The organism is Methylobacterium sp. HJ2 (assembly GCF_056431005.1).
Genome location: NZ_JBWJYM010000001.1, coordinates 922406 through 944524 on the forward strand (window position 1 = coordinate 922406; position 22119 = coordinate 944524).

Sequence of the window (22119 nt, forward strand, 5' to 3'; positions counted from 1 at the left end):
CCGCTCGCGCTCGGCCGCGGGCAGGCGCCGCCGCGCTCTCGCTGGCGTGGGATGCCCGGGGCAATCGGCAGTCGGGGCCATGTCTCGTGACCGGTTGGTTATTTCGCTTGACGGCGTCCTTCGCCCCTCGATAGCTTGTAACCAAGCGGTCAACAACGATTGAACCGCGACCCGGCGGCCTGGGAGGGACGCACATGAAGGCGCGGGCCTTCGATTACCGGCGCGTGACGAGCGTGGCGGAGGCGCTCGACGCCTATGCCGGCTGCGCGGGCGAGGCACGCTACCTCTCGGGCGGCCAGAGCCTGCTGCCCGCCCTCAACCTGCGTCTCGACGCCCCGGACCTGCTCATCGACCTTGGCCGGATCGACGCCCTGCGGGGCATCAGGGTCGAAGGCGACGCCCTGCGGATCGGCGCCCTGACGCGTCACGCGGAGACCCTGTCCTCCGACCTGATCGCGGACCATGCCCCGATCCTGACCGAGGCGGCGTCCTTCATGGCCCATCCGGCGATCCGCAACCTCGGGACGATGGGCGGCAGCCTCGCCCTGGCGGATCCCGCCTCCGAACTGCCCGCCTGCATGCGGGCGCTCGGAGCATCGATCGAGATAACCGGGGCGGCCGGAACCCGGACCGTGGCAGCGGACGATTTCTTCCAGGATCTGTTCGAGACCGTCCTCGCGCCGGGGGAGATCCTGTCGGCGGTGCGGGTGCCGCTCGCACGCCCCGGCACGCGGATGCGCTTCGAGGAGATCGCCAGACGCCGGGGCGACTACGCGATGGTCGGGCTCGCCGCCCATATCACCCTCGCCGGGGATGCCGTCGAGGCGGCCCGCCTCGCCTTCTGCTCGGTCGGCCCGACCCCGATGCGGGTTCCGGCGGCCGAGGCCGCCCTGGCCGGCCGGCCCCTCGGCCCGGAGAGCATCGCGGCGGCGAAGGCCGCGCTCACCGACGATCTCGCTCCCGACGACGACGACACCCTCTCGGCCGCCGCGCGGATGCACCTCGCCCGGGTCCTCCTCGGCCGGGTGCTCGCCGCCCTCGGCGAAGGCCGTTCGGAGGCGGAGGCCGCGTGATCACGCCCCATCCGATCGCCCTCACGGTCAACGGCGCCAAGGTCCGGCGCTTCGTGGAGCCGCGCCTGTCGCTGGCCGATTTCCTGCGCCAGGACCTCGGACTCACCGCCGTGCATCTCGGCTGCGAGGTCGGTGCCTGCGGGGCCTGCATCGTCAACCTCGATGGCCAGCCCGTCCATGCCTGCCTGATGCTGGCGGTGCAGGCGGACGGGATGCGGGTCGACACCCTCGAAGGGCTCTCGGATTCTGGGACGCTCGCGGCGCTGCAGGCGGCCTTCCACGCCCGCAACGCCTTGCAATGCGGCTTCTGCACCCCGGGGATCCTGGTCGTCGCCCTCGACTTCCTGACGGGATGCCGTCCCGGCGCAGCCGCGCCCACGCGGGAGGCGATCCGCGATGCCCTCTCGGGCAATTACTGTCGCTGCACCGGATACGAGGCGATCGTCGACGCCATCGAGAGCGTCGCGAAGGCGGCCTGCACCGTGGGGGAGGCGGCATGAGCGTGGCCACCGACGGCCCGAACCGGACACGCTACATCGGCCGGAGCCTGCCCCGGCCGGGTGCAAAGCGTCTCCTGGCGGGACGGGGACGCTATACCGACGACGTCGCGCTGCCCCGCATGCTGCACGCCGCGTTTCTGCGCAGTCCCTACGCCCATGCCCGCCTCGGGTCGATCGAGACGGCCGAGGCGGCCGGGATGCCGGGGGTCCATGCGGTGCTGACCGGCGCCGACTTCGCCCGGATCTGCACGCCCTGGACCGGCACACTCACCCATTTCAAGGGGATGCGCTCGACCCCCCAGATGCCTCTGCCGACGGACAAGGTGGTCTGGGCCGGCCAGCCGGTGGTGATGGTCGTCGCGGAAAGCCGGGCCGAGGCGGAGGATGCCCTGGAGGTCATCGGCATCGACTTCGAGGAGCTCGATCCGGTCATCGGCCTCGACACCGCGCGCGCGCCCGACGCGCCCCGGATCGATGCGGATGCCGCCGACAACGTCCTGTTCCGCACGCGAATCGAGGCGGGCGACACGGAGCGGTCCTTCCAGGGCGCCCGGAGCGTCGAGGTCGATCTGCGCTTCGGGCGGCACACCGCCGTGACGATGGAGCCCCGCTCCCTCGTGGCCGATTACGACCCGGCCGAGGAACGGCTGACCGTCCATCAATCGACGCAGACGCCCTATCAGTTCCAGGACATCTACGCCCGCCATTTCGGGCTGTCCGAGGCCCGGGTCCGGGTGATCGCTCCGGATGTCGGCGGCTCCTTCGGGATGAAGCTGCATCTCTACCACGAGGACATGGCGGTGGTGGGTGCGAGCCTCCTGCTCAAGCGGCCCGTGAAGTTCACGGCCGACCGGATGGAGGCCTTCGCCAGCGACATCCACGCCCGCGACCACCGGGTCTGCGCCCGGCTCGCTTTCGAGGACGAGGGCCGGATGCGGGCGATCGAGGTGGACGACGTCACCGGCGTCGGCCCGTTCTCGGCCTATCCGCGGACCAGCGCCGTGGAGGGCAACCAGGTTGTGCGCCTGATCGGCGCGCCCTACCGGATCGACGACTATCGGGCCGACCTCACGGTCCTCGCCCAGAACAAGGTGCAGATGAGCCAGTACCGGGCGGTCGGCCACCCGATCGCCTGCGCGGTGACGGAGCGGCTGGTCGATCTGGCGGCGCGCGAGCTCGGCCTCGACCCGTTCGAGATCCGGCGGCGCAACTACGTCACCGACGACATGTACCCGCACACGACGCCGAGCGGGTACAGGTTCGAGAGGCTCTCGCTCGCGACCTGCCTCGACAGGCTCCATGCCGTCATGGATTACCCGGCCCTGCGTGCGGAGCAGGCGGTCCTGCGGGAGAAGGGCATCCACCGGGGAATCGGCATCGCGACCTACGTGGAGATCACCAACCCAACGCCGGCCTTCTACGGCGTGGGGGGCGCCCACATCTCGGCGCAGGACGGCTGCATCCTCAAGCTGACGCCGGCGGGCGACGTCGCCTGCGCCATCAGCATCACCGAGCAGGGCCAGGGCAGCGAGGCGATCGTCGGCCAGATCGTCGCCGAGGGGGTGGGGCTCGACCGCGACCGCGTCCGGGTGCTCACCGGCGACACCGAGACGACGCCCTCCGGCGGCGCCACCTGGGCCTGCCGCGGAGCCGGGATCGGCGGCGAGACCGCCCTCCAGGCCGCGCGCAAGCTGCGAGCGCGGATCCTCGCGATCGCCGCCGCCATCCTCCAGGCCGAGGCGGGCACCCTCGACATTCGCGACGGCGTGGTGACCGATGCGGAGGGCAATCCGCGGATGACGCTGAAAGAGGTCGCCAACCTCGCCTATTATCGCTCCGACCTGCTGCCGCCGGGCGTGTCGTCCGCGCTCACCGTGGCGCACCATTTCGCGCCCCACGGCTATCCCTTCGCCTTCACCAACGGCATCCACGGCAGCCACGTCGAGGTCGATACCGAGACCGGCCTCGTGCGCATCCTGAAGCATTGGGTCGTCGAGGATTGCGGCCGGATCATCAACCCGCTCCTCGTGGACGAGCAGATCCGCGGCGGCGTGGTGCAGGGGCTCGGCGCCGCCTTCTTCGAGGAGTGCCGCTACGGCGAGACCGGCCAGCTCCTGAACGGGTCGATGACGGACTACCTCGTGCCGATGGCCTGCGAGATGCCCGACATCGTCATCCGCCACGTCGAGACGCCGACGCAGGATACGGAACTGGGCGCCAAGGGCTGCGGCGAGGCCGGCACGGCCGCCTCGAGCGGCGCCGCTCTCAACGCCGTCAACGATGCCCTGCTCCCCTTCGGGGCCGGGATCTCGCAGCTGCCCATGACGCCCGAGCGCATCCTGAGTGCGCTCGGCGTGGTCTGACCTTGGTCGAGAGGTCGCGACGCGGGCCGGCCTTCAAGAGCCCCGCGCGCGCACAGGAGGAACGGGTGATGGGACAGGGTACGCTTTCGCGCCGCACGCTCGTCGCCGGCATGGCCGTGGCGGGGACCCTGGGCGGGATCGGCCGTCCGCGCCCGGCCCGCGCCGCCGAGCCGATCCGGATCGGCTTCCCGACGCCGGTGACCGGCCCGTTCGGCGCCGAGGCGAAGGACCAGATCCGGTCGGCGGAACTCGCGGTGAAGCAGTTCAACCACGCCGGCGGCCTGGACGGGCGGATGGCCGAATTGCTGGTCCGCGACGACAAGCTCAATCCCGGCGAGGCCGCCACCCGCACCCTGGAATTGATCGAGAAGGACAAGGCCCATTTCATCGTCGGCGCCCTGTCGAGCGCGGTGCAATTGTCGGTCAACGAGATCACCCGCTCGCGCGGCGTGCTCTACGTGTCGATCAGCCAGTCCGACACGATCAACGAGGCGAAAGACTTCAGCCGCACCACCTTCCACGAGGCGCTGAACCCCCACATGACGACCGCCGCGGTCGCCAAGCACGCGTTCCGGAAGGGCACGAAGGTCGCCTACCTCGTCGCCGACTACGCCTACGGCCACGAGATGCTGCGCGGCTTCAAGCGCGCCGCCGCCGCGATCGGCGCGGAGACGGCCGGCGAGATCCTGCACCCGTTCGGCGCGGCCGATTACTCGACCTTCATGCCGCGTCTGCGCGCGATGCGGGCCGACATCCTGTGCATCTGCAACTTCGGCCGCGACCAAGCCAACAGCATCAAGCAGGCCAACGATTTCGGCCTGAAGAAGGTCTCCCGGATCGTGGTGCCGGTCCTCTTGCACAACCAGCGCCTCGCCGCCGGCCCCGACGCCTTCGAAGGCGTCGTCGGTGCCAGCAACTACTATTGGCGCCTGGAAGAGAGCGTCCCCTCGGCGAAGGCCTTCAACGACGCCTTCCGGGCGGCCTATGGCGGCGCCGTGCCGACGGATTACGGCGCCTACGGCTACGCCGCCGTCCGCGCACTCCTCATGGCCGTGAAGGCGGCCGGCGGCACCGACACGGACAAGGTCGTCTCCGCCCTCGAAGCCCTGACATACGACGTCGCAAAAGGGCCGGAGCATTACCGCGCCTGCGATCACCAGGCGGTGCAGTCGGTGCTGGTCACCGAATCGAAGAAGAAGTCCGAGATGGCCAACGAGGCCGACCTCTTCTCCATCCTGGCGATCGAGGCGGGGTCGGAGGCGGCCCTGCGCAGCTGCGACGAACTCGGGCACCGCGCCTGACCGGGAAGCGGGAGATGGCCATGGACTGGGGATCCCTCGATCTCGAACTGATCGCCATGCAGCTGTTCTCGGGGGTCGCGCTCGGGGCCGTCTTCGTGATGCTGGCGCTCGGCCTGTCGATCATCTTCGGCATGCTCGGCATCGTGAATTTCGCGCACGGCAACGTCTTCATGGTCGGCGCCTATGCGGGCGTGTTCGTGATGGAGCGCACCGGCAGCTTCTGGGCGGCCCTGATCCTCGGCCCGCTCCTCGTCGGGGCCCTGGGCCTCGTCGTGGAACGGTTCCTGATCCGGCCGCTGGCCGGCCGCCCACCGGACGACGCTCTGCTCCTCACCTTCGGCCTCGGCTACGTGCTCGTGGAGGGCGTGCGCATCCTGTTCGGCTCGGACGGCCTGCCCTTCGCCACCCCGGAGGCTCTCTCCGGCGTGGCCGACCTCGGCATCGGCTTCTTCCCGATCTACCGGATCTTCGTCATCGGCATCGTCGCCCTGGTCCTCGTCGGCCTCTGGGTCGGGCTCGAGCGGACGAAGCTCGGGCTGATCGTCCGGGCCGGGGCCCGCGACCCGGAGATCCTGCGGGTGCTCGGGGTCGATATCGAGCGGCTGTGGCTGTGGGTTTTCGGTCTCGGCATCGCGCTCGCGGCACTCGGCGGCGTCCTCGCCGCGCCGATGCGGTCGGTCAACCCGGATATGGGCAACGTCGTATTGGGCGAGGCCTTCGCCGTCACGGTGATCGGCGGGATGGGCTCCCTCCTCGGCTCCGTCGTCGCGGGGCTCCTCGTCGGCGTCGTCGTCGCGATGACCGCCCTTCTCGCCCCCGAGATGGCCAGCATCGCCATGTTCGCCTTCATGGCGCTGGTGCTCCTCGTCCGGCCGCAGGGGCTGTTCGGCAAGCCCGGCCTCGGCGCCTGAGGGAGAGCGACGATGCAGCCCCTCGAACAGACCATCCGCGCGACCGCGCCGCCCGTGTCGCGTCGGTCGCTCCTCGCGGGGAGCACCCTGTCGCGGTTGCGCGCGCCGCTCTCGATCCTGGCGCTGCTGGCGCTGCCGTTCCTGCTCCCGTCGCAGGCGCTCGCGGTCAACGTCCTGATCTACGGGCTCTACGCCGTCGGCTACAACCTGCTCTACGGCTACACCGGCCTGCTCTCGTTCGGACACGCAGCGTTCTTCGGGACCGGGGCCTACGTCACCGGCATCGCCATCGGCGCCTATGGGCTGCATCCCCTCGCGGCGATGGGGCTCGCGGTCGCCGCCGCCGCGGCGCTGGCCCTCCTCCTCGGCGCGGTCTCGATCCGGTCGCGGGGCATCTACTTCGCCATGGTGACGCTCGCGCTGGCCCAGCTCGTCTATTACGCGGCGCTTCAGGCCTCCGCCTGGACCGGCGGCGAGAACGGCCTGCGGGGCTTCACGGTGGCCAGGATCGGCCTCGGGCCCCTCTCCGTCGACATCCTCAACCCGTTCACCAAGTATTGCGTGGTCCTGGTCTTCGTCGGCGCAGCCCTGGCGATGATCTCGCGGATCCTCGCCTCGCCCTTCGGAGCCGTGATCGAGGCGATCCGCGAGAACGAGACCAGGGCGCGGAGCTGCGGCTTCGACGTCGAGCGCACCAAGCTCCTCGCCTTCGTGCTGTCCGGCCTGTTCTGCGGCCTCGCCGGGGCGCTGTTCGCGATCCACCTCTCGATCGTGCCGCTGGACAGCCTCGCCTATCACACCTCGGGCATGGCGGTGGTGATGACCCTGGTCGGCGGCGCCGGAACCTTCTTCGGGCCCTTCGTCGGCGCCCTGGCGGTCCTCGTGCTCGAGGATGCCCTGAGCCTGTGGACGCCGCACTGGCAACTGGCGCTGGGCACCGTCTTCATCCTGTTCGTGCTGTTCCTGCCCCGGGGCCTCTGGGGCGCGGCGCTGGCCGGGCTCGGTGCGATGCGGGGGCGCCCGTGACCGGCCCCGTCCTCCAGGTCGAGGATCTCGGGTGCCGCTTCGGCGCCTTCACCGCCCTCGAAGGCATCAGCGCCACCCTCGGCCGCGAGCGCGTCACCGCGGTCATCGGCCCCAACGGCGCGGGCAAGAGCACCTTCTTCAACCTGCTCTCGGGGGCCCTGAAGCCCACGAGCGGATCCATCCGGTTCGGCGGGCGCGACCTCGCCCGCCTGCCCCAGGCCCGCTTCGCGCATCTGGGCATCGCCCGCTCCTACCAGATCACCACGGTCTTCCCTGGGCTCACCGCCCACGAGAACGTCCGCACCGCGCTGCAGGCGCGGGCGAGCCGCTACGATTTCTGGAGCCGGCGCGACCGTCTGCCGGGGCTCGAAGAGAGGGCCGACGCGCTGCTCGAGTCCGTCGGCCTCGCCGGCCGACGGGGCCGCTTCGCCGCCGCCCTGGCGCACGGGGAGCAGCGGGCCCTGGAGATCGCCATCGCGCTGGCCGCCGAGCCGAAGCTCCTGCTCCTCGACGAGCCCACGGCGGGGATGGGGCCGGAGGAGACGAAGGACATGGTGGCTCTCCTCCACCGCCTTGCGGAGGGGCGCGCCATCCTCCTCGTCGAGCACAAGATGAAGATGATCCTCGGCCTGTCGGAGCGCATCCTCGTCCTGCACCACGGGCGCCTCATCGCCGACGGCAACCCGGCCGAGATCCAGGCCGACCGCGAGGTCCGCCGGGTCTATCTCGGTCAGAGCGGCGGGTACGGCCATGCTTGAGATCGACCGCCTCGACGCCTGGTACGGGGCGAGCCATGTCCTCCACTCTCTCACCTTCGCGGTGCGCGAGGGCGAGATCCTGGCCCTGATCGGCCGCAACGGCGCCGGCAAGACGACGACGATGAAGGCCGTGATGGGCCTGATCCCAAAGGTCGGCGGCAGGATCCGCTTCCTCGGGCACGACCTGCTCGGTCGCCCGGCCCATGGGCGCTTTCCCCTGGGGCTCGCCTACGTGCCGGAGGACCGGCGCATCGTTCCGGGCCTCACCGTGCGCGAGAATCTCAAGCTCGGTTTGCTGCGCGCGCCCGCCGCGATCCGGGAGGGGCCCGCGATCGCGGAGATCGCCGAGACCTTCCCGCGCCTCGCCGAGCGCCTCGATCAGGTGGCGGTGACGATGTCGGGAGGCGAGCAGCAGATGCTCGCCATCGCCCGCGCCCTGATCGCGCGGCCCAGGCTGATCCTGCTGGACGAGCCCTCCGAAGGCATCATGCCCGTCCTCGTCGAGGAGATGGGACGGCTGTTCGTCTCCCTGCGGGAGCGGGGCGTGACGCTCCTTCTCGTGGAGCAGAACGTCGAGTGGGCCCTCGGCCTGGCCGACCGGGCCGTGATCATCGATCAGGGGGCGGTGGTCCACGAAAGCGCGGCCGCGACGCTGCGCGCCGACAGCGAGATTCAGGAGCGCTACTGCGCGGTCTGACGGCCCGATGCGGCCTCCGCTCGGTTCGAGCGGAGGCCGCATCGGGCGCGCCCGCGCGGCGCTTGAGCGAAGCCCGGATCCGCCATCCCGAAGGGATCGTCCGGACCCGGTACGGCGGCTGCGATTTCGGACGGGAGAACGCGATGGACATCACCGGGGAATATCGGATCGCGGCGTCGCGCGCGGCTGTCTGGGCAGCCCTCAACGATCCGGAGGTTCTCGCGCGCTGCATACCCGGCTGCAAGGATCTGGCCCGAACCGCGCCGGAGGAATTCGCCGCCAAGGTCGCCCTGAAGGTCGGCCCGGTCTCGGCGACCTTCGCCGGCACCGTCCGGCTGGAGGATGTCCGCGCTCCCGAAGGCTATACGCTCGTCGGGCAGGGCAACGGGGGCATGGCGGGCTTCGCCAAGGGGCGCGCCGTCGTCGCGCTCCACGAGGAGGACGGCGGGACCCTCCTGACCTACGAGGCGAAGGCCGAGATCGGCGGCAAGATCGCCTCCCTCGGGGGCCGCCTGATGCAGGCGACCTCGCGCAAGCTCGCCGACCAGTTCTTCGGCGCCTTCGCCGCCGAACTCGGCGCCCCCGCGCCCATCACGGACGCCGCCGCGACGTCCTGAGGGTCGCGAACCCGGGCGGCCGAGGACGCCACGCATCGGCATCGCCGGTGAACGGCGAACCGGCCCTCGGCCGTCCCACCCCGTCGCGCCCGCGCTCTCGGACAATGCCGCTGGGTGCCGCCCGCGCCGGGTCCGTCAGCCGGGATTGGGGCCCATCCGGCGCCGGTCGTGCTCCATGGCGAAGACGTGGGCGTAGAGGTTGGCGACCCAGCGCCGTCCCTCGACGGTGAGGTCGAGGGCGCGGATCCCGTCGCCGAGCACCGGCTCGACCTTCGACCAGAAGAAGGCCGGGTAGCCCTCGGCGAGATCGGCCGGGTTGGCGTAGCCGAGGCGCGCATTGAGGCCGCACTCGTCGAATTCCTGGAAGAGGGCGTTGAGCTTGCGCGGGTAGAGCGGATCGCCGAGCTGGCCGATCAGGTCGGCGGCCCGCATCAGGCCGGCCTCGGTGCCCGTCTCGGAATGGTCGGCATCCTCCGGCACGGGAAACCGGGTCAGCTCGATCGCCCGGGCGACGCGCTCGGCATCGACGAGGGCGTGGCCGCCGAAGCGTTCGCGCACGACGATCTTCGAGCGCTCGACGTGGTAGGGGCCGAGCGCCGCGTCCGAGGCGCCCCGCGGCAGGGTCGTGGTCCGGCCGTCCGGGTCGATGACGAAGCAGCCGTCGCGGTCGCCCGAGCAGACGCCCCGGACATGCCCGATATCGTGGTAGAGCGCGGCCAGGATGGCGTGCAGCCAGTCGTCGGGTCCGACGCCGCGGCTCAGGAAGCGCCCGCGCAGGATATCCTGGGCCACCATCGTCACGAGCGCGGTGTGGTAGGCGTCGTGATAGAGCGCGTCGCTGCCGACGATGCGCTCGATGGTGAGGCGGGCGGCGCCGTCGATCACCTCGGCGTAGCGCGGCTCCTGCGCGCCGAAGAAGCGCGTGTAGGTCTGGGCGAGATGCTCGCCGAGGGCCTTCGCCAGGAGCTTCGTCGGGTCGAACATGGCAGGCCTCGCCGCGGCCCCGCGCGGCGCGGGCCGGAACCGTCACCTGAGGTAGGGCGCCGCGGCCCTCGGTTCAGGCCCCCGCGCCGGCGATCGGCTCCGGCCGGTCACTCGCTCAGGCCCAGGGCCCGCGCGAAGCCCGGCACCGCCTGGGTGTTGTGGAAGGCGACATTGGTGAGCAGGCCCTCGAGCGCCAGCCTGATATGCTCGGCGCGCGGCCTGAGTTTCTGCCGCTCGGCGACCGGCGCGTCGAAGGCGTCCGCGTAGGCCACGATCTCGCTCCAGTAGGGCGGTGGGCCGTAGGTCCGCAGGCACGAGGTCGAGTCCATCTTCTTGTAGGTCCAGAAGGCCCAGCCGACTCCGTTCGCCTCCAGCCGCTCGCGGTAGGTCCGGATCCACGCGTCCGGCGCCTCGCCCGATTCGCCGAGCAGGATCGGCCGCCGCAGGCGCCGGGCGACGTCGGTGAAGCGGGCGACCGCCCGGTCGGTCGGCTCGGCCTTGTAATAGTGGAACGTCAGCGCGACGGCCTCGTCGAGTTCGGCGCCGGCCAGGACGTCGAAGTCGATCCCGCCATTGGTGCCGCTGAGGAAGACGATGTGGCGGGCATCGACGGCGCGGATCGCCCGGATCGCCGCCTCGTAGACCGGCACCAGCGCGCGATCGGCCGCCGCGTAATCGAAGCCCGGGATCTGGCGCGGCAGGGGCTCGTTCAGCAGGTCGTAGCCGAGGAGCGCCGGGGCGTCGGCGTAGCGGGCCGCGATCTTGCCCCAGATGGCGGCGAAGCGGTCGCGGCAGGCCGGGTCCGCGTAGAGATGCGGGTAGCCGTAGGCGTTGTCGATGTTCTGGCCGGCCTGCCCGCAGGGCGCGGCATGCATGTCCAGGATCACGTGCAGGCCCGCCGCCGCGCTCCGGCGTAGCAGATCGTCGAGACGCTCGAACCCGTCCTGGAGCCAGATCTCGGGATGGTCCTCGACCTGGAACTGGCGATAGTCGAGGGGGACGCGGATCAGGTTCAAGCCGATCCCGGCGAGGAAGCGGAGATCCGCCTCGGTGACGAAGCGGTCCTCCCAGCGCCGCCAGAAGCGGCGGCCCGCCTCCTCGCCGACGAGCTCGTTCACCACCTGGCGGATCTCGCGCGGCGCGGTCGCGCGGGTGAACCCGAACATGTAGCCTTCGGGCACGAACCAGTTGCCGAGGTTGATGCCCCGCAGATCGAGCGGCCTGCTGTCCGCCGCGACGAAGCGCCCGTCGCGGATCGTCGCGACGGGCGGCCCGTGCTCCGCCGCCCGTCCCGGCGGTGGGACGATCGCGAGCGCCAGCATCAGCAGCGCTCCGAGCGCCGTCCGCAGCGATGCCGGACCCCTTGCCCGGAGCCTTGCCCGGAGCTTTGCCCCAAGTCTTGCCCCAAGTCTTGCCCCAGATTTTGCCCGAAGCGGTGAGCGATGCGCCTGTCCCATGCGGTCCCTCATGCATCGCCCGCGCCGGGCGCTCTCGTCGCGGGCAGTGGGCGCCCCGGAACATCACCGGGCGGGTCACCGTTCGTTAGGGAACGACCCGTCCCCTCTGCCTGGGAGATCTCCGATGAAGACGATCCTGTTCGGCGCCGCGATGGCCGCGGTCCTGTTGGGCGGTTCCGGAACCGCGATGGCGCGCGGCGGCGGCGGCGATTCCGGCAGCGGTCTCTCGCCCTATTCCGCGCTGAGCGGGAACGACCGCACGGCGGGCGTCAACAACGGCAATTACCGTGACCCGCGCACCGATCCCTACCTGCAGACCTATGGCGGCTACGACGAGGACGCGCCGGTGCGCTATCGCCGGGCGCCGGTGCGGCGGCCCTATTACGGCTATCCGTACTGAGGAATTCCGGGCCGGGCGGGTGTCCGCCCGATGCCGTTGAGCCGTTTCCGCCCTGGACGGGCGGGAACGGCTTTTTTATACGTCGCACCGGCGCGGGGAGGCCCCGCGCCCTTGTCCGGGTCAGCCCCGCTGCGGGCCCATCTGGGCCTGCATCCGGGACAGGAGCGCGATGTGCTTGTGGATCAGCGGCAGCGCGCCGCGGGCAATGCGGCGCAGGCCCGGATCCTCGCCCGCCTGCGCGTAGGAGCCGTGGATCGCCAGCGCCTCGCGGTGCCCCTGCAGCGACGCGGTGACGAAGGCCGCATCGTATTGCGGGCCCGGCGGCAGCTCGGCGAGCTGGCTCATGATCTGCTGTTTCTGCGCGTCCGTGGTCATGGCGTTCGGCGGCGGCGCCCCGATCACGCCGCCTGCGAGGCCGGCCGCGCCCTCCACCGCCCCGCCCGCCACCGCGAGCGGCGCCGCGACGAGGCCGCCGATCAGGCCGCCCGGCGCGGCGGGCGCCGCGGCGATCGGCGCGCCGCCGGTATAGCCGTCGATCTTGCGGGCGAGGCCGACCTGCTCGACGACCTCGGCGCGCGAGAACGCCTTCACCCGCGGGTTGCCGGTCTTCTCATGCGCGTCGCGAGCGGTGGTCTCCAGGAACATCCCGCCCTTGGTCGCCATGGCGAGGTAGGCCGGGGTCGGGACCGCGCCCGCGGGAATCGGCTGGGCGAGGGCGGTGCGGGTGACCGCCAGGGCGGCGGTCGCGGTCAGCAGATGGACGAGGAAATCGCGGCGCAGCATCTCGGGCTCCGGGTTGGGACGGTGCGACCCGCGCGCGAGAGAGGCCGGGTTGCCAAAATTGCAACCGAGAGTTGCGTTCTATGTTCCTGACGCGGCCGGGACCGGACGTCGCCCCCGGGCGGCGGGCCGCCGGCCTGCGCCGAGCAACCGGCCGCGCAGGCCGTTGCGGCCGGCGAGCGCGGCGAGCGCCAGGACGAGACCGGCCAGGATATCCGGGAGGTAATGTCCGCCCGATCCGATCGAGGCCACTACGACCGCGGCGTTCAGAAGGATCGCGAGCGGGCCGATCAGGCGGACCGGAGCGAGCGCCCAGGCCGTGAGCAGGGCGAGGCAGGCGTGGAAGGACGGGAAGGTGACGAGCCCCCGGATGTCGCCCAGCGCCAGGCTGTGCAGGCTGCCCTCGCGCAGGCCCCTGAGGGCGTCGAGATGCCAGAGCGCGCCCATCGTCTCCAGACGGTCCTGGGGCAGGATCCGCGGGGCGTAATGGACGTAGGTCCCCGCCGCCGGCAGCAGGGCCGAGACCGCGACGACGCAGAGCAGCGTGGCGCAGAACAGGCGCACGAAGTTCCAGAGCCGGCCGAGACGGTGCGTGGCGGCGAGCACGATCACCGTCAGGCCGACCTGCGGGCCGCTGGTATGGTAGGCGAGCGACAGCCACCAGTTCAGCCGCGGATGCGCCTCGAGGAAGGACAGATAGGCCGGCCAGTCGAAGCCGAGGGCAGCTTCCGCACGCGCCAGGGAGGCGTCGGCGAGCGGCAGGTCGAGGGTGGCGAGGAGGTAGTGCAGCACGGCGACCGGCATCGTGAAGGCGACGAGCGCGGCGCTCGCCAGCGCCATCGCGCGCAGCGTCGGATCGGATTTCAGGCGCCCGAGGCACGAAGCGGCGGCGACGAGCGCGAGCCCGAGGGCGGCCAGCCAGGCGGGGGCCACCGGGTCGAGGGCGATGCCCGCGACGGCGAGCCAGACCGCATCCGCGGCCGCGATCAGGGCGGCGGCCAGCCAGAGCAGCGGGTGGGGCGCGGCGACCGCCGCCGAGAACCAGAGGAGCCGATCGAGGAAGGCGGCGCGCCGAGGTCGCGCGCGAGCCCGCGCCTCTCCCGCTTCGATCGACTCCATCCCGTCCCGTGCTCCGCGCCCGAATCCCGCCCTGGGTTACGCGCGGCGGCGGTATTGGTTCTGCGCTCTCCCGAGGCGGAATGCGGATCGTCGCGGCGGGCGAGGCGGAATGGTCCCATTGGGCTGGGCCCGGCGCGCCCTAAACCTTGTGGAGAATACAGCGCGCAAGGATGCAGATGGACCGGCTGGGGGATACCGACGGGGAGGACGCGGTGGTGCGGGGCGAGGCCGAGGCCGCCGCCGAGATCGTGCTCGAGCCGCTGGCCGATTATCCGCGGATCGACCTGCGCGGGAGCGGCGAGCCCTGGGAGACCCGCCGCGCCGCGGGCAAGCGCCTGCGCGAGGCGGTGCCGCACCGGGCCCATGCCGCGCTCGACCCGACCGGGGACCGGCCCGACCCGGTGGCGCTCATCGAGGCGGCGCAGGCGGGCCGGCAGGCGGACCTGATCCCGCTGCGGGTCGCCCGGATGGCGAGCTCGCCCTTCGCCTTTCTGCGCGGGGCCGCGCCCGTCATGGCCTGGGATCTCGCCCACGCGCCGCGGAGCGAGATCATGGTGGTGATGAACGGCGACGCCCATATCGGCAATTTCGGCCTGTTCGGCACGCCGCAGCGCGACGTGGTGCTCGACCTCAACGATTTCGACGAGGTGACGGTCGGCCCCTGGGAATGGGACCTGAAGCGGCTCGTCGCCAGCATCGAGGTAGCCGCCCGGGGCGACGGAGTGCCCGCGGGCGAGCGCCGCCGCGCGATCGTCGCGGCGGTCGGCGGCTACCAGCACACCATGCGCGAGCTCGCGCCGCAGGGCTCCCTGGAGGTCTGGTACCAGGTCACCCGGGCCGATCAGCTCCGGTTCTCCGGCATCGCGATCGACGCGGATTCCCGCGCCGTCGTCCTGAAGGCGGTGGCCAAAGCCCGCAAGCGCCACAACCAGAGTCTGCTCGACCGGGTGGGCGAGCGCCGCGTCGACGGCGGCTGGCGCTTCCGCGACGAGCCGCCGATCCTCACGCCCGTCGCGCCGGACCTTCGCGACGCGGTGATCGCAGGGCTCGAGCGCTACGCCGAGACCCTGCCGCGGGAGCGGCGCTTCATGCTCAACCGCTACCACGTGGTCGACGTCGCCCATCGGGTCGTCGGCGTCGGCAGCGTCGGCACGCGGGCCTACGTGGCGCTGCTCTGCGGCAATTCCGATCAGGACGTGCTCTTCCTCCAGGTCAAGGAAGCCGTGCGTCCCGCCCACGCGCCCTACCTGCCGCCGATGCCGCGCCCCTATGCCGACCATGAGGGCGAGCGGGTAATTTACGGCCAGCGCCTGCTCCAGGCGGTCGGCGACCCGCTCCTCGGCTGGACCACGATCGAGGGCCGGCCGTTCTACGTCCGCCAGATGAAGAACATGAAGGGCGAGATCCCGGTCTCCTGCATGCGCGGGGAGCCGCTCCTGTATTTCTCCTGGGCCTACGGCGCGCTGCTGGCCCGCGCGCATGCGCGAACCGGAGACGCCGCGGCGATCGCCGGCTATTGCGGGCGCGGCGGTCACGCGGACCTGCGCGAGGCCCTGGCCGATTGGGCGCATGCCTACGGCGACCGCAACGCGGAGGACCATGGCCGTTTCCTCGACGCGATCCGATCCGGGCGTCTCGTCGCCGCGGAGGATGCGCATCTGTAGAGGGTCAAGCGCTGCGATACGGCGGATCATTCGCCGCGAAAAGCACGTCGCTGCGGCGAGGGGTCATGAACGACGGTCCTAAACGACTTGGACAAATCACCGTGATCGGATCGCCGGAGATCGTCCCGTGTTCCCGGCCCGTGCATCGATCCCCGATCCGGGGATCTCGCGAGGCTGCCATGCCGTGTCATCGCGTTGCCGATAGCGGGCGTCAGGATAAGATTTCGGCGTATCCTTAGGCCTTACAACACGTTGCCGGCGACTGCCGAAGCTCGTTACCAGTCAACGGTCGAATACCGAAACAGCAGGATCATCCTCAATCGCGCGGTCGAGATTTTTCGAATTGCTTCGCCATCGTGCGAAAGTATTCTTCTCGTTGCCGGAATACAGTTATGGAATACTCAGACAGGTTCTCTTCCGGCTTGTTGGACATTCCAAAACCGTGAACAAGCATCCAGCCATAAAACTCTTCTTTTCTATCAGAAATCTCATGTCCCTTAAATCGAGATAGATGATTGAGTAGAACGTTGCACTCCGGGACCTCGTGAGGCAGCCGGCGGCCACCCTGCCAGAGCTCCTCATGGATGAAGGAATGCCATTTGATGCCCGCGTTGTTCCGATACAGACGCGTGTGAAACTCCTCGGACTCGACGGGCAAGCGTGACATTTCCTCCGGTGTCGACGGCATCGTGATGCCGGCCGGTCGGCCAAGGTTGTTACGCCGTACACCCAAGAATTGCGCCGCCGCATCGGCGTTATCCGAGACGATCTGGCTCTCCGGGTTCAGAATGCTGACGGCTTCGTCCGCATCGACGTGCAGGAGCCAGGGCAGAGTGCATAAATCGCTGACCTTGTTCCGTGCGCCTGCAAAACCGATATCCCGAATATATCCGTGCGGCTCTACGACGATTGTCGCTCGATCGCCGATGACGTCCCGGATGATTTCGACTGTCCGATCGGAGGAGCTCTGGTCGACAAACGCGAAGCGCGGGAAGAAATGCTTTGCCAAGAGCAGCGTTTGCTCGAGAAGCAGTTCCTCGTTATGTGTCAACATGCAAATTTCAATGTCGGAAAAATCGATTCTCAGTCCCAAAACCATTCTCCTGAGGACGCAAACGGCGCTACCCGGATCATACGACTCGTCGCCCAACAACCGTGGCAGTGAAGCCATACCACTTCTCAGAGTCTGACTCGACTCCTGGGACCAGGCCCGCTGAGCGACGCCGTGCGTTTCGAGACAGATACATGCTCCGCAATCACAGGAGCGCCAGAAAGTTCCGCGCGATAATGCCCCTCCCTGGAGGATCGCCGCCTGCTACAATCTTCATGCTGCGGACTCAAGAGACATTGTCTTTCTCTAGGTTTCATTCAGGCTGTATTCCCTCTTAAGTTGCATTCGGTCGTGTCCGGCCCAGCGCGACGGCACATCTGAAAAAAGCCTTTGCCGACGGCACGCTGCCTTCCGATGGGGATCGGCATTCGCCGAACGGGCGCACGATCCGATGCGGCGTCCCGCCGATGACGGTGCGCGCCCGTCTGTGAGCCCTCACGCGGCTATACTCATCGCAGTGTCCCGGCAGACAGACTGATCGTGAAATGTCTCATGGCTCCGTTTCGCGACAGATTCTGGCTCGTCAGACAGGCTGGCGGGTGGTCCGAATACGAGCGTCTGCCGCCCAGACGATTCCCTTAACCGTAGGCTCCTGCGCTCTGTATCGCTCACGCACAGCTAGTGCCCGATTTGCCGGAAGATCGTGGTCAAGGTGAGAAATCCTGCCACTTCGTAGCTCTGTTCCGTCAAACATTGAACGATGCTGTGGTATTGGAAATAGTAGTGCGTAACGCCGTGAGCTTCTACAAACGATGCCCGAGGCCGATATGTATTTGAATTTTTGATCTGATCACTTCCTCGTCCATACCTTCGGCATCGATATTCATGATATCGATGTCTTGTTCGCTCGGAAGCGCATCGTCAAGGAGGTCGGATATAGGACGTACGGGAGCGTTTGGTTCCTCGATGACTTCCCGGCCGTCCTTCGTTTTATGATTTTCCACCGTCTCATGAGAAAATGTGTTGACCGCACCGTCGTTGAATATATGAGCTGTTCATTTGCCAGGCTTCAGGGCCATGCCCTGCAACAGATTCACATCGTTCGGCCTCCCGTCCTTGAAGGCCTCGATCGCGCGCAGGTCGACATAAACGTTCATGCCACGCCGTCCGCGCTCGTGATAAAGAGGAGTATTCGAGTTTCTAAAAGGATGGTGCGCACCGATATCGGCGTAAAACCGATCCCATCTCCATGAAAAATTCTGATCTAGGAACGTATCTTCACCACACAGTGAAAACGTCCGTTGCAGATATGCTGCGGGATCATACGGCATTTTGAATCCTTCCGCTGAACTGATCGTCGTCATGAAACTGGATGGTGAGCGACGGCATGCGGTTTGTACGTGGCTTCGGCGCCAGTGGTCATGATTCCTGCTGGCAAGATAATTCGAAATCTATTGCGGGCTTCTCAACTCATTAATATCATTCCCTATTGGAATTTACATGTTTAAAGCCTAACTTTTATTTATTTCATTCAAAATGGCTGCGCCTTTATTTGGAAAATCACATCGTTGCAAGGACTGCTCGTCGCGCGATGGGGTGTCGGCTGATCATGGACATCACGATCAACGCATCTTTCGTGATGAACGACAGTTGAAACCTGTTATCGGAACAAGTCGATGTTCGATCAATTGCCGCGGAGCAGGTCCGACATGCTGGTCTGGACCGGACTTCGAGCCGGGATTGGCGGTGGGGCAAAGCGCGTAGATCCGACTTTGCTCGTCGGCGTCAGGCGCTGTGTCCTGCATCTTACAAGGTCGCCATCCGCAACATCCATGCGGTTCCGACCCCGCCGTGCATACAAGGGCCCGATACCCCTGCATCATCGGGCCCGGTCCGCATGCATTCCGGGGCCGCCGGCGGCGCCCCGCTATCACGGAACCCGTGCCTGAGCAGGCCTTTGCAGCAGACGGCAAGGACGGCCGGAGCAGTCGGCTAAGCGTGCTCTGGAAAAAACCAAGCACCCGCTCGGATCGAGCCTGATCCGCGAGACGTGGTGTCCCAAGACGGACCCAGCGCGAGGGCGATATTGAGCATGTGACTGGCCCGCGGCTCAGCGTGCAATCGATCCCGGTCAGAAGTCAGGTCGATGCTGGACCGTCGGTCAAGCCATCCGGAGCCGCTCAAACCGGCCGACCCGACAGGCGGCTTCGGCGTCGTCGGCCAGCATTCCGAAGCTGCGAGCGTGCGAGACACGAAGCGGGCCGCATGGACTTCGGCAAGCGCCATCGTCGCTCGCGCGGACGTCGGACCGGGCCGTGGCGGAGACCGATCCGGCTGGCCGCCCGGGCACGTCGCGCCTGACCGTTCCGGATCCCCATTTCGGACGCGGTCGGTCGGGTGCCCACGCTCGGGTTCGCCTGCCGCGGCTGCGGGCCCGGCGCCTCGTCGCGCGACCAAACGCTCAGGCCTCGCGCACGCCGGGCTTCTTTCCGGGCTCGAACACGAATTCGACCCCGGATGCCTCCAGGGCCCGGCGCACCGCCAGCAGCGTGTCGTGCCGGGGTTGGATCGTGGAGTTCGCGTCCTCCAGCCGATTGAGCGTCGAGACGGAGACGTTCGCCAGCCGGGCCAATTCGTCCTTCGACAGGCCCGTGAGGCCGCGCGCGGCGCGGATCTGGCCCGAGGTCAGAGGTGCTCCGGCGGATGCCTCAGCGGACCTGGAGGCCGCCGCCGGGGGCTCGGCGGCGGGGGCGCCGTAGCGGTTGCGTCCCGGGACGTTGAGGCAGACCCCGACCCACTCGCGGACCGAGCCGTCCTTGTTCAGGACGGGCGCGCCGCGGGCATTGTACCAGCGGTAGATCCCATCCGCGCAGAGCACGCGGTAGTCGGTGTTGTAGGGGGCCGTGTGCTCGACCGCGGTTCTCCAGGCGGCATGGGTGCGCGCCCGGTCGTCCGGATGGACGGCATCGAGCCAGCCCAGCCCCTGCATCTCGGCATGGTTCTGCCCGGTCAGGGCCATCCATTGCGGCATCTCGCTGGGTTCGCCGTTCGCCTTGTTGACCCAGAACACCGAGGCGGTGGCGGCGACGAGGGCATTGAGGCGGTCGTGGCGCTGCATGAGGGCGTTCATGGTGTCGTGCTGCGTGGTGACGTCGAACACCACGCCCATGCCCTGGCTCGGCTGGCCGTCCGGGCCCAGCAGCGCCTCGGCATGGTGCAGGATCCAGCGCTGGGTCCGGTCCGGTCGGACGATGCGGAACTCGCGGCTGACCGGCTGGCCGGAGCGCAGCACCGCGATCTGGTCGCCGTGCGCGGCCCGATCGTCGGGATGGATCATGTCCAGCCCGAAGCCGAAGGTCATCTCGGAGGCCGGGTCGAGCCCCAGGATGCGGTAGAGGCCCGGCGAGGCATCGACCCGCTCGGCACGCAGGTCCGCCGACCAGAACCCGACCTTCCCGGTGTCCTCGATGAGCTTGAGGAAGTGGCGCGACGAGAACAGCCGAGGCGCGGCATTGCCGTTCGCGGCTTGGTTTGGGCGCATGAGCGCACGTGTGGGCATCCTGATGCTCCCGAGTAAGCCGCCGCCGCGAACTGCCTGAGGTTGTATGCCACGTCGGTATGGCCGAGCCGTTAAGTCCCGCGTTCCATGTCTGTTCAAGGCCTGACCGGGGCCGCCGGTCTCCGGACCCGCTCGACGCTCGCATCATTCGGTAAGGTTTACGCCGCGGATCCGCCCGTTCCACCCGTGTTGTCTGACCTGAAATCTTTCAAGCCGAGCCCTTCGCACCGGGGCTTCGGTAGAATGACAGAAAATTCGACCGAAAAATGTCGATCTTCCCCTCGGTTTCGCGGATTCAATTGAGGCTGCGGTAGGACCCCCCTGTCTATCCTTGGGAAAGAGGGGCGAGCGATGCCCGTCGCCGGTTGGAGATCCCGATGCTGTGGCCGACTAACGAACTCAGGTCCAAGCTCAACGCGTTGGATGCGTCCCAGGCGCTCATCGAGTTCGACCTCGACGGCACGGTGATCACGGCCAACGCCAACTTCCTCGCGGCCCTCGGATACCGCCTCGACGAGATCAAGGGCCAGCACCATTCCCTGTTCGTGGATCCGGCCGAGCGCGAGGGCGCGGCCTACCGGCAGTTCTGGGAGGCGCTGCGGCGCGGCGAGTTCCAGCAGGCCGAGTACCGGCGGATCGGCAAGGGCGGCCGCGAGGTCTGGATCCAGGCGAGCTACAATCCCCTCCTCGGGCGCGACGGCAAGCCCTACGGGGTGTTCAAATGCGCCTCCGACATCACCGCGCAGAAGCTGCGCAACGCCGATTTCGAGGGCAAGCTCGACGCCCTCGACCGCTCGCAGGGCATCATCGAATTCGCCCTCGACGGGACGATCCTGACGGCCAACGCCAATTTCCTGGCGGTGGTGGGCTACGATCTCGCCGAGGTGAAGGGCCGGCACCACCGGATCTTCGTCGACCCGGCCGAGCAGGGCGCGGAGTACCAGCGCTTCTGGGAGGCGCTGCGGCGGGGCGAGTTCCAGCAGGCCGAGTACAAGCGCCTCGCCAAGGGCGGGCGGGACGCCTGGATCCAGGCCACCTACAACCCGGTGCGCGACGCCTCCGGCCGGCTCGTGAAGGTCGTCAAGTTCGCGACCGACATCACCGCGGCCGCGTCCGAGCGGCTGCGGCGGGCCGCGCTCCAGCGCGGCATCGACCGCGACCTCGACGGCATCGCCGGCTCGATCGCGCAGGCCTCGCAGCAGGCGGTGGGCGCGGCCAGCGCCGCCGAGCAGGCCTCCGGCAACACCCAGAGCGTGGCCGCCGGCGCCGAGGAGCTCGCCGCCTCGGTCGGCGAGATCAGCCGGCAGGTCGCGCGCGCCCTGCAGATCACCGGCCGGGCGGTGGAGCAGGCCACCGCCACCTCGACGGTCGTGGCCGGCCTCGCGGCGGCGGCCAAGCGCATCGGCGAGGTGGTCGAGACCATCGACAGGATCGCCTCCCAGACCAACATGCTGGCCCTCAACGCCACCATCGAGGCGGCGCGCGCCGGCGAGTCCGGCCGGGGCTTCGCGGTCGTGGCCGCCGAGGTGAAGACCCTCGCGGCCCAGACCGCCCAGGCGACCGAGAGCATCGGCACCCAGATCGCCGAGACGCAGAAGGCCGCGAACGAGGCCGCCGCCGCCATCGCGGGGATCGGCGAGACCGTGGGGCAGGTCAACGAGATCTCCGCGGCCATCTCGACCGCCGTCGAGCAGCAGGCGGCGGTGGCCCAGGAGATGTCGGTCAACATGCAGGCCATGACGGACGCCGTCCGGGAGATCAGCCAGAACGTCGGCCTGATCGCGGCCTCGACCCGCGAGGTCGACGGGTCCGCCCGCCTCGTCCGCGACGCCTCCCGCAGCATGGCGGCCTGACGGGCA

General features: G+C 69.0%; 20 protein-coding genes. 12 read left to right on the plus strand and 8 right to left on the minus strand.

The window, feature by feature from the left end:
• The first annotated feature begins 194 nt into the window (after nt 1–194).
• The 9 genes from ACS5RC_RS04240 to ACS5RC_RS04280 all read left to right on the plus strand — a co-directional run bounded on the left by ACS5RC_RS04240 (nt 195) and on the right by ACS5RC_RS04280 (nt 9246).
• Nucleotides 195–1073: an FAD binding domain-containing protein gene (locus ACS5RC_RS04240; RefSeq protein ID WP_478342555.1), complete on the plus strand. Its 879-nt coding sequence runs from the start codon at nt 195–197 to the stop codon at nt 1071–1073.
• Entirely contained in the window at nt 1070–1573 is a 504-nt protein-coding gene (locus ACS5RC_RS04245) for a (2Fe-2S)-binding protein (protein ID WP_478342556.1), read from the plus strand. The genes ACS5RC_RS04240 and ACS5RC_RS04245 overlap by 4 nt, the downstream gene beginning before the upstream one ends.
• Nucleotides 1570–3936: a xanthine dehydrogenase family protein molybdopterin-binding subunit gene (locus ACS5RC_RS04250; protein WP_478342557.1), complete on the plus strand. Its 2367-nt coding sequence runs from the start codon at nt 1570–1572 to the stop codon at nt 3934–3936. The genes ACS5RC_RS04245 and ACS5RC_RS04250 overlap by 4 nt, the downstream gene beginning before the upstream one ends.
• 68 nt (nt 3937–4004) lie before the next feature.
• A complete protein-coding gene (locus ACS5RC_RS04255) occupies nt 4005–5237 on the plus strand; it encodes an ABC transporter substrate-binding protein (protein WP_478342558.1) in 1233 nt (410 codons plus the stop codon).
• A gap of 20 nt (nt 5238–5257) precedes the next feature.
• Nucleotides 5258–6148, plus strand: coding sequence for a branched-chain amino acid ABC transporter permease (locus ACS5RC_RS04260; RefSeq protein ID WP_478342559.1), 891 nt, complete (start codon nt 5258–5260; stop codon nt 6146–6148).
• Nucleotides 6149–6160: 12 nt separating this feature from the next.
• Nucleotides 6161–7174, plus strand: coding sequence for a branched-chain amino acid ABC transporter permease (locus tag ACS5RC_RS04265; protein ID WP_478342560.1), 1014 nt, complete (start codon nt 6161–6163; stop codon nt 7172–7174).
• Entirely contained in the window at nt 7171–7932 is a 762-nt protein-coding gene (locus ACS5RC_RS04270) for an ABC transporter ATP-binding protein (protein ID WP_478342561.1), read from the plus strand. Before ACS5RC_RS04265 ends, ACS5RC_RS04270 begins: the two co-directional genes overlap by 4 nt.
• Nucleotides 7925–8629 (plus strand): ABC transporter ATP-binding protein, encoded by a 705-nt coding sequence (locus tag ACS5RC_RS04275; protein ID WP_478342562.1) that lies wholly within the window; start codon nt 7925–7927, stop codon nt 8627–8629. Before ACS5RC_RS04270 ends, ACS5RC_RS04275 begins: the two co-directional genes overlap by 8 nt.
• A gap of 143 nt (nt 8630–8772) precedes the next feature.
• Entirely contained in the window at nt 8773–9246 is a 474-nt protein-coding gene (locus ACS5RC_RS04280; protein ID WP_478342563.1) for a CoxG family protein, read from the plus strand.
• A 135-nt stretch (nt 9247–9381) separates the two neighbouring features.
• Here the strand turns inward: ACS5RC_RS04280 and ACS5RC_RS04285 are convergent, their stop codons facing one another.
• Together ACS5RC_RS04285 and ACS5RC_RS04290 are read right to left on the minus strand one after the other, a co-directional pair.
• The gene (locus tag ACS5RC_RS04285; RefSeq protein ID WP_478342564.1) at nt 9382–10230 is read right to left on the minus strand and encodes a metal-dependent phosphohydrolase; all 849 of its coding nucleotides are present in this window, start codon (nt 10228–10230) and stop codon (nt 9382–9384) included.
• Nucleotides 10231–10337: 107 nt separating this feature from the next.
• On the minus strand, nt 10338–11552 hold the full coding sequence (locus ACS5RC_RS04290; protein ID WP_478342565.1) for a glycoside hydrolase family 5 protein: 1215 nt from the start codon (nt 11550–11552) through the stop codon (nt 10338–10340).
• A gap of 259 nt (nt 11553–11811) precedes the next feature.
• Here ACS5RC_RS04290 and ACS5RC_RS04295 point away from each other — a divergent pair, with 259 nt between their 5' ends.
• Complete coding sequence (locus ACS5RC_RS04295) at nt 11812–12087, plus strand: hypothetical protein (protein ID WP_478342566.1); 276 nt, start codon at nt 11812–11814, stop codon at nt 12085–12087.
• Between the two features lie 120 nt (nt 12088–12207).
• Here ACS5RC_RS04295 and ACS5RC_RS04300 read toward each other — a convergent pair whose 3' ends face one another.
• The gene (locus ACS5RC_RS04300; protein ID WP_478342567.1) at nt 12208–12870 is read right to left on the minus strand and encodes a DUF4142 domain-containing protein; all 663 of its coding nucleotides are present in this window, start codon (nt 12868–12870) and stop codon (nt 12208–12210) included.
• 78 nt (nt 12871–12948) lie between these two features.
• The gene (locus tag ACS5RC_RS04305; protein WP_478342568.1) at nt 12949–13986 is read right to left on the minus strand and encodes a phosphatase PAP2 family protein; all 1038 of its coding nucleotides are present in this window, start codon (nt 13984–13986) and stop codon (nt 12949–12951) included.
• A gap of 176 nt (nt 13987–14162) precedes the next feature.
• On the opposite strand from ACS5RC_RS04305, the gene ACS5RC_RS04310 reads away from it, so the two are divergent.
• Nucleotides 14163–15650 (plus strand): DUF2252 domain-containing protein, encoded by a 1488-nt coding sequence (locus ACS5RC_RS04310; RefSeq protein ID WP_478342569.1) that lies wholly within the window; start codon nt 14163–14165, stop codon nt 15648–15650.
• A gap of 316 nt (nt 15651–15966) precedes the next feature.
• On the opposite strand, the gene ACS5RC_RS04315 is transcribed toward ACS5RC_RS04310, so the two are convergent.
• From ACS5RC_RS04315 to ACS5RC_RS04330, 4 genes are all read right to left on the minus strand, one after another.
• Nucleotides 15967–16743 carry a glycosyltransferase gene (locus ACS5RC_RS04315; RefSeq protein WP_478342570.1) on the minus strand — a complete coding sequence of 259 codons (777 nt, stop codon included), beginning with the start codon at nt 16741–16743 and terminating at the stop codon, nt 15967–15969.
• 761 nt (nt 16744–17504) lie between these two features.
• Complete coding sequence (locus tag ACS5RC_RS04320) at nt 17505–17705, minus strand: FkbM family methyltransferase (RefSeq protein WP_478342571.1); 201 nt, start codon at nt 17703–17705, stop codon at nt 17505–17507.
• A 51-nt stretch (nt 17706–17756) separates the two neighbouring features.
• Complete coding sequence (locus tag ACS5RC_RS04325; RefSeq protein ID WP_478342572.1) at nt 17757–18065, minus strand: hypothetical protein; 309 nt, start codon at nt 18063–18065, stop codon at nt 17757–17759.
• Between the two features lie 1097 nt (nt 18066–19162).
• Nucleotides 19163–20260: a PAS domain-containing protein gene (locus ACS5RC_RS04330; protein ID WP_478342573.1), complete on the minus strand. Its 1098-nt coding sequence runs from the start codon at nt 20258–20260 to the stop codon at nt 19163–19165.
• Nucleotides 20261–20637: 377 nt separating this feature from the next.
• On the opposite strand from ACS5RC_RS04330, the gene ACS5RC_RS04335 reads away from it, so the two are divergent.
• Complete coding sequence (locus tag ACS5RC_RS04335) at nt 20638–22113, plus strand: methyl-accepting chemotaxis protein (RefSeq protein WP_478342574.1); 1476 nt, start codon at nt 20638–20640, stop codon at nt 22111–22113.
• The last annotated feature ends 6 nt before the right edge of the window (nt 22114–22119 follow it).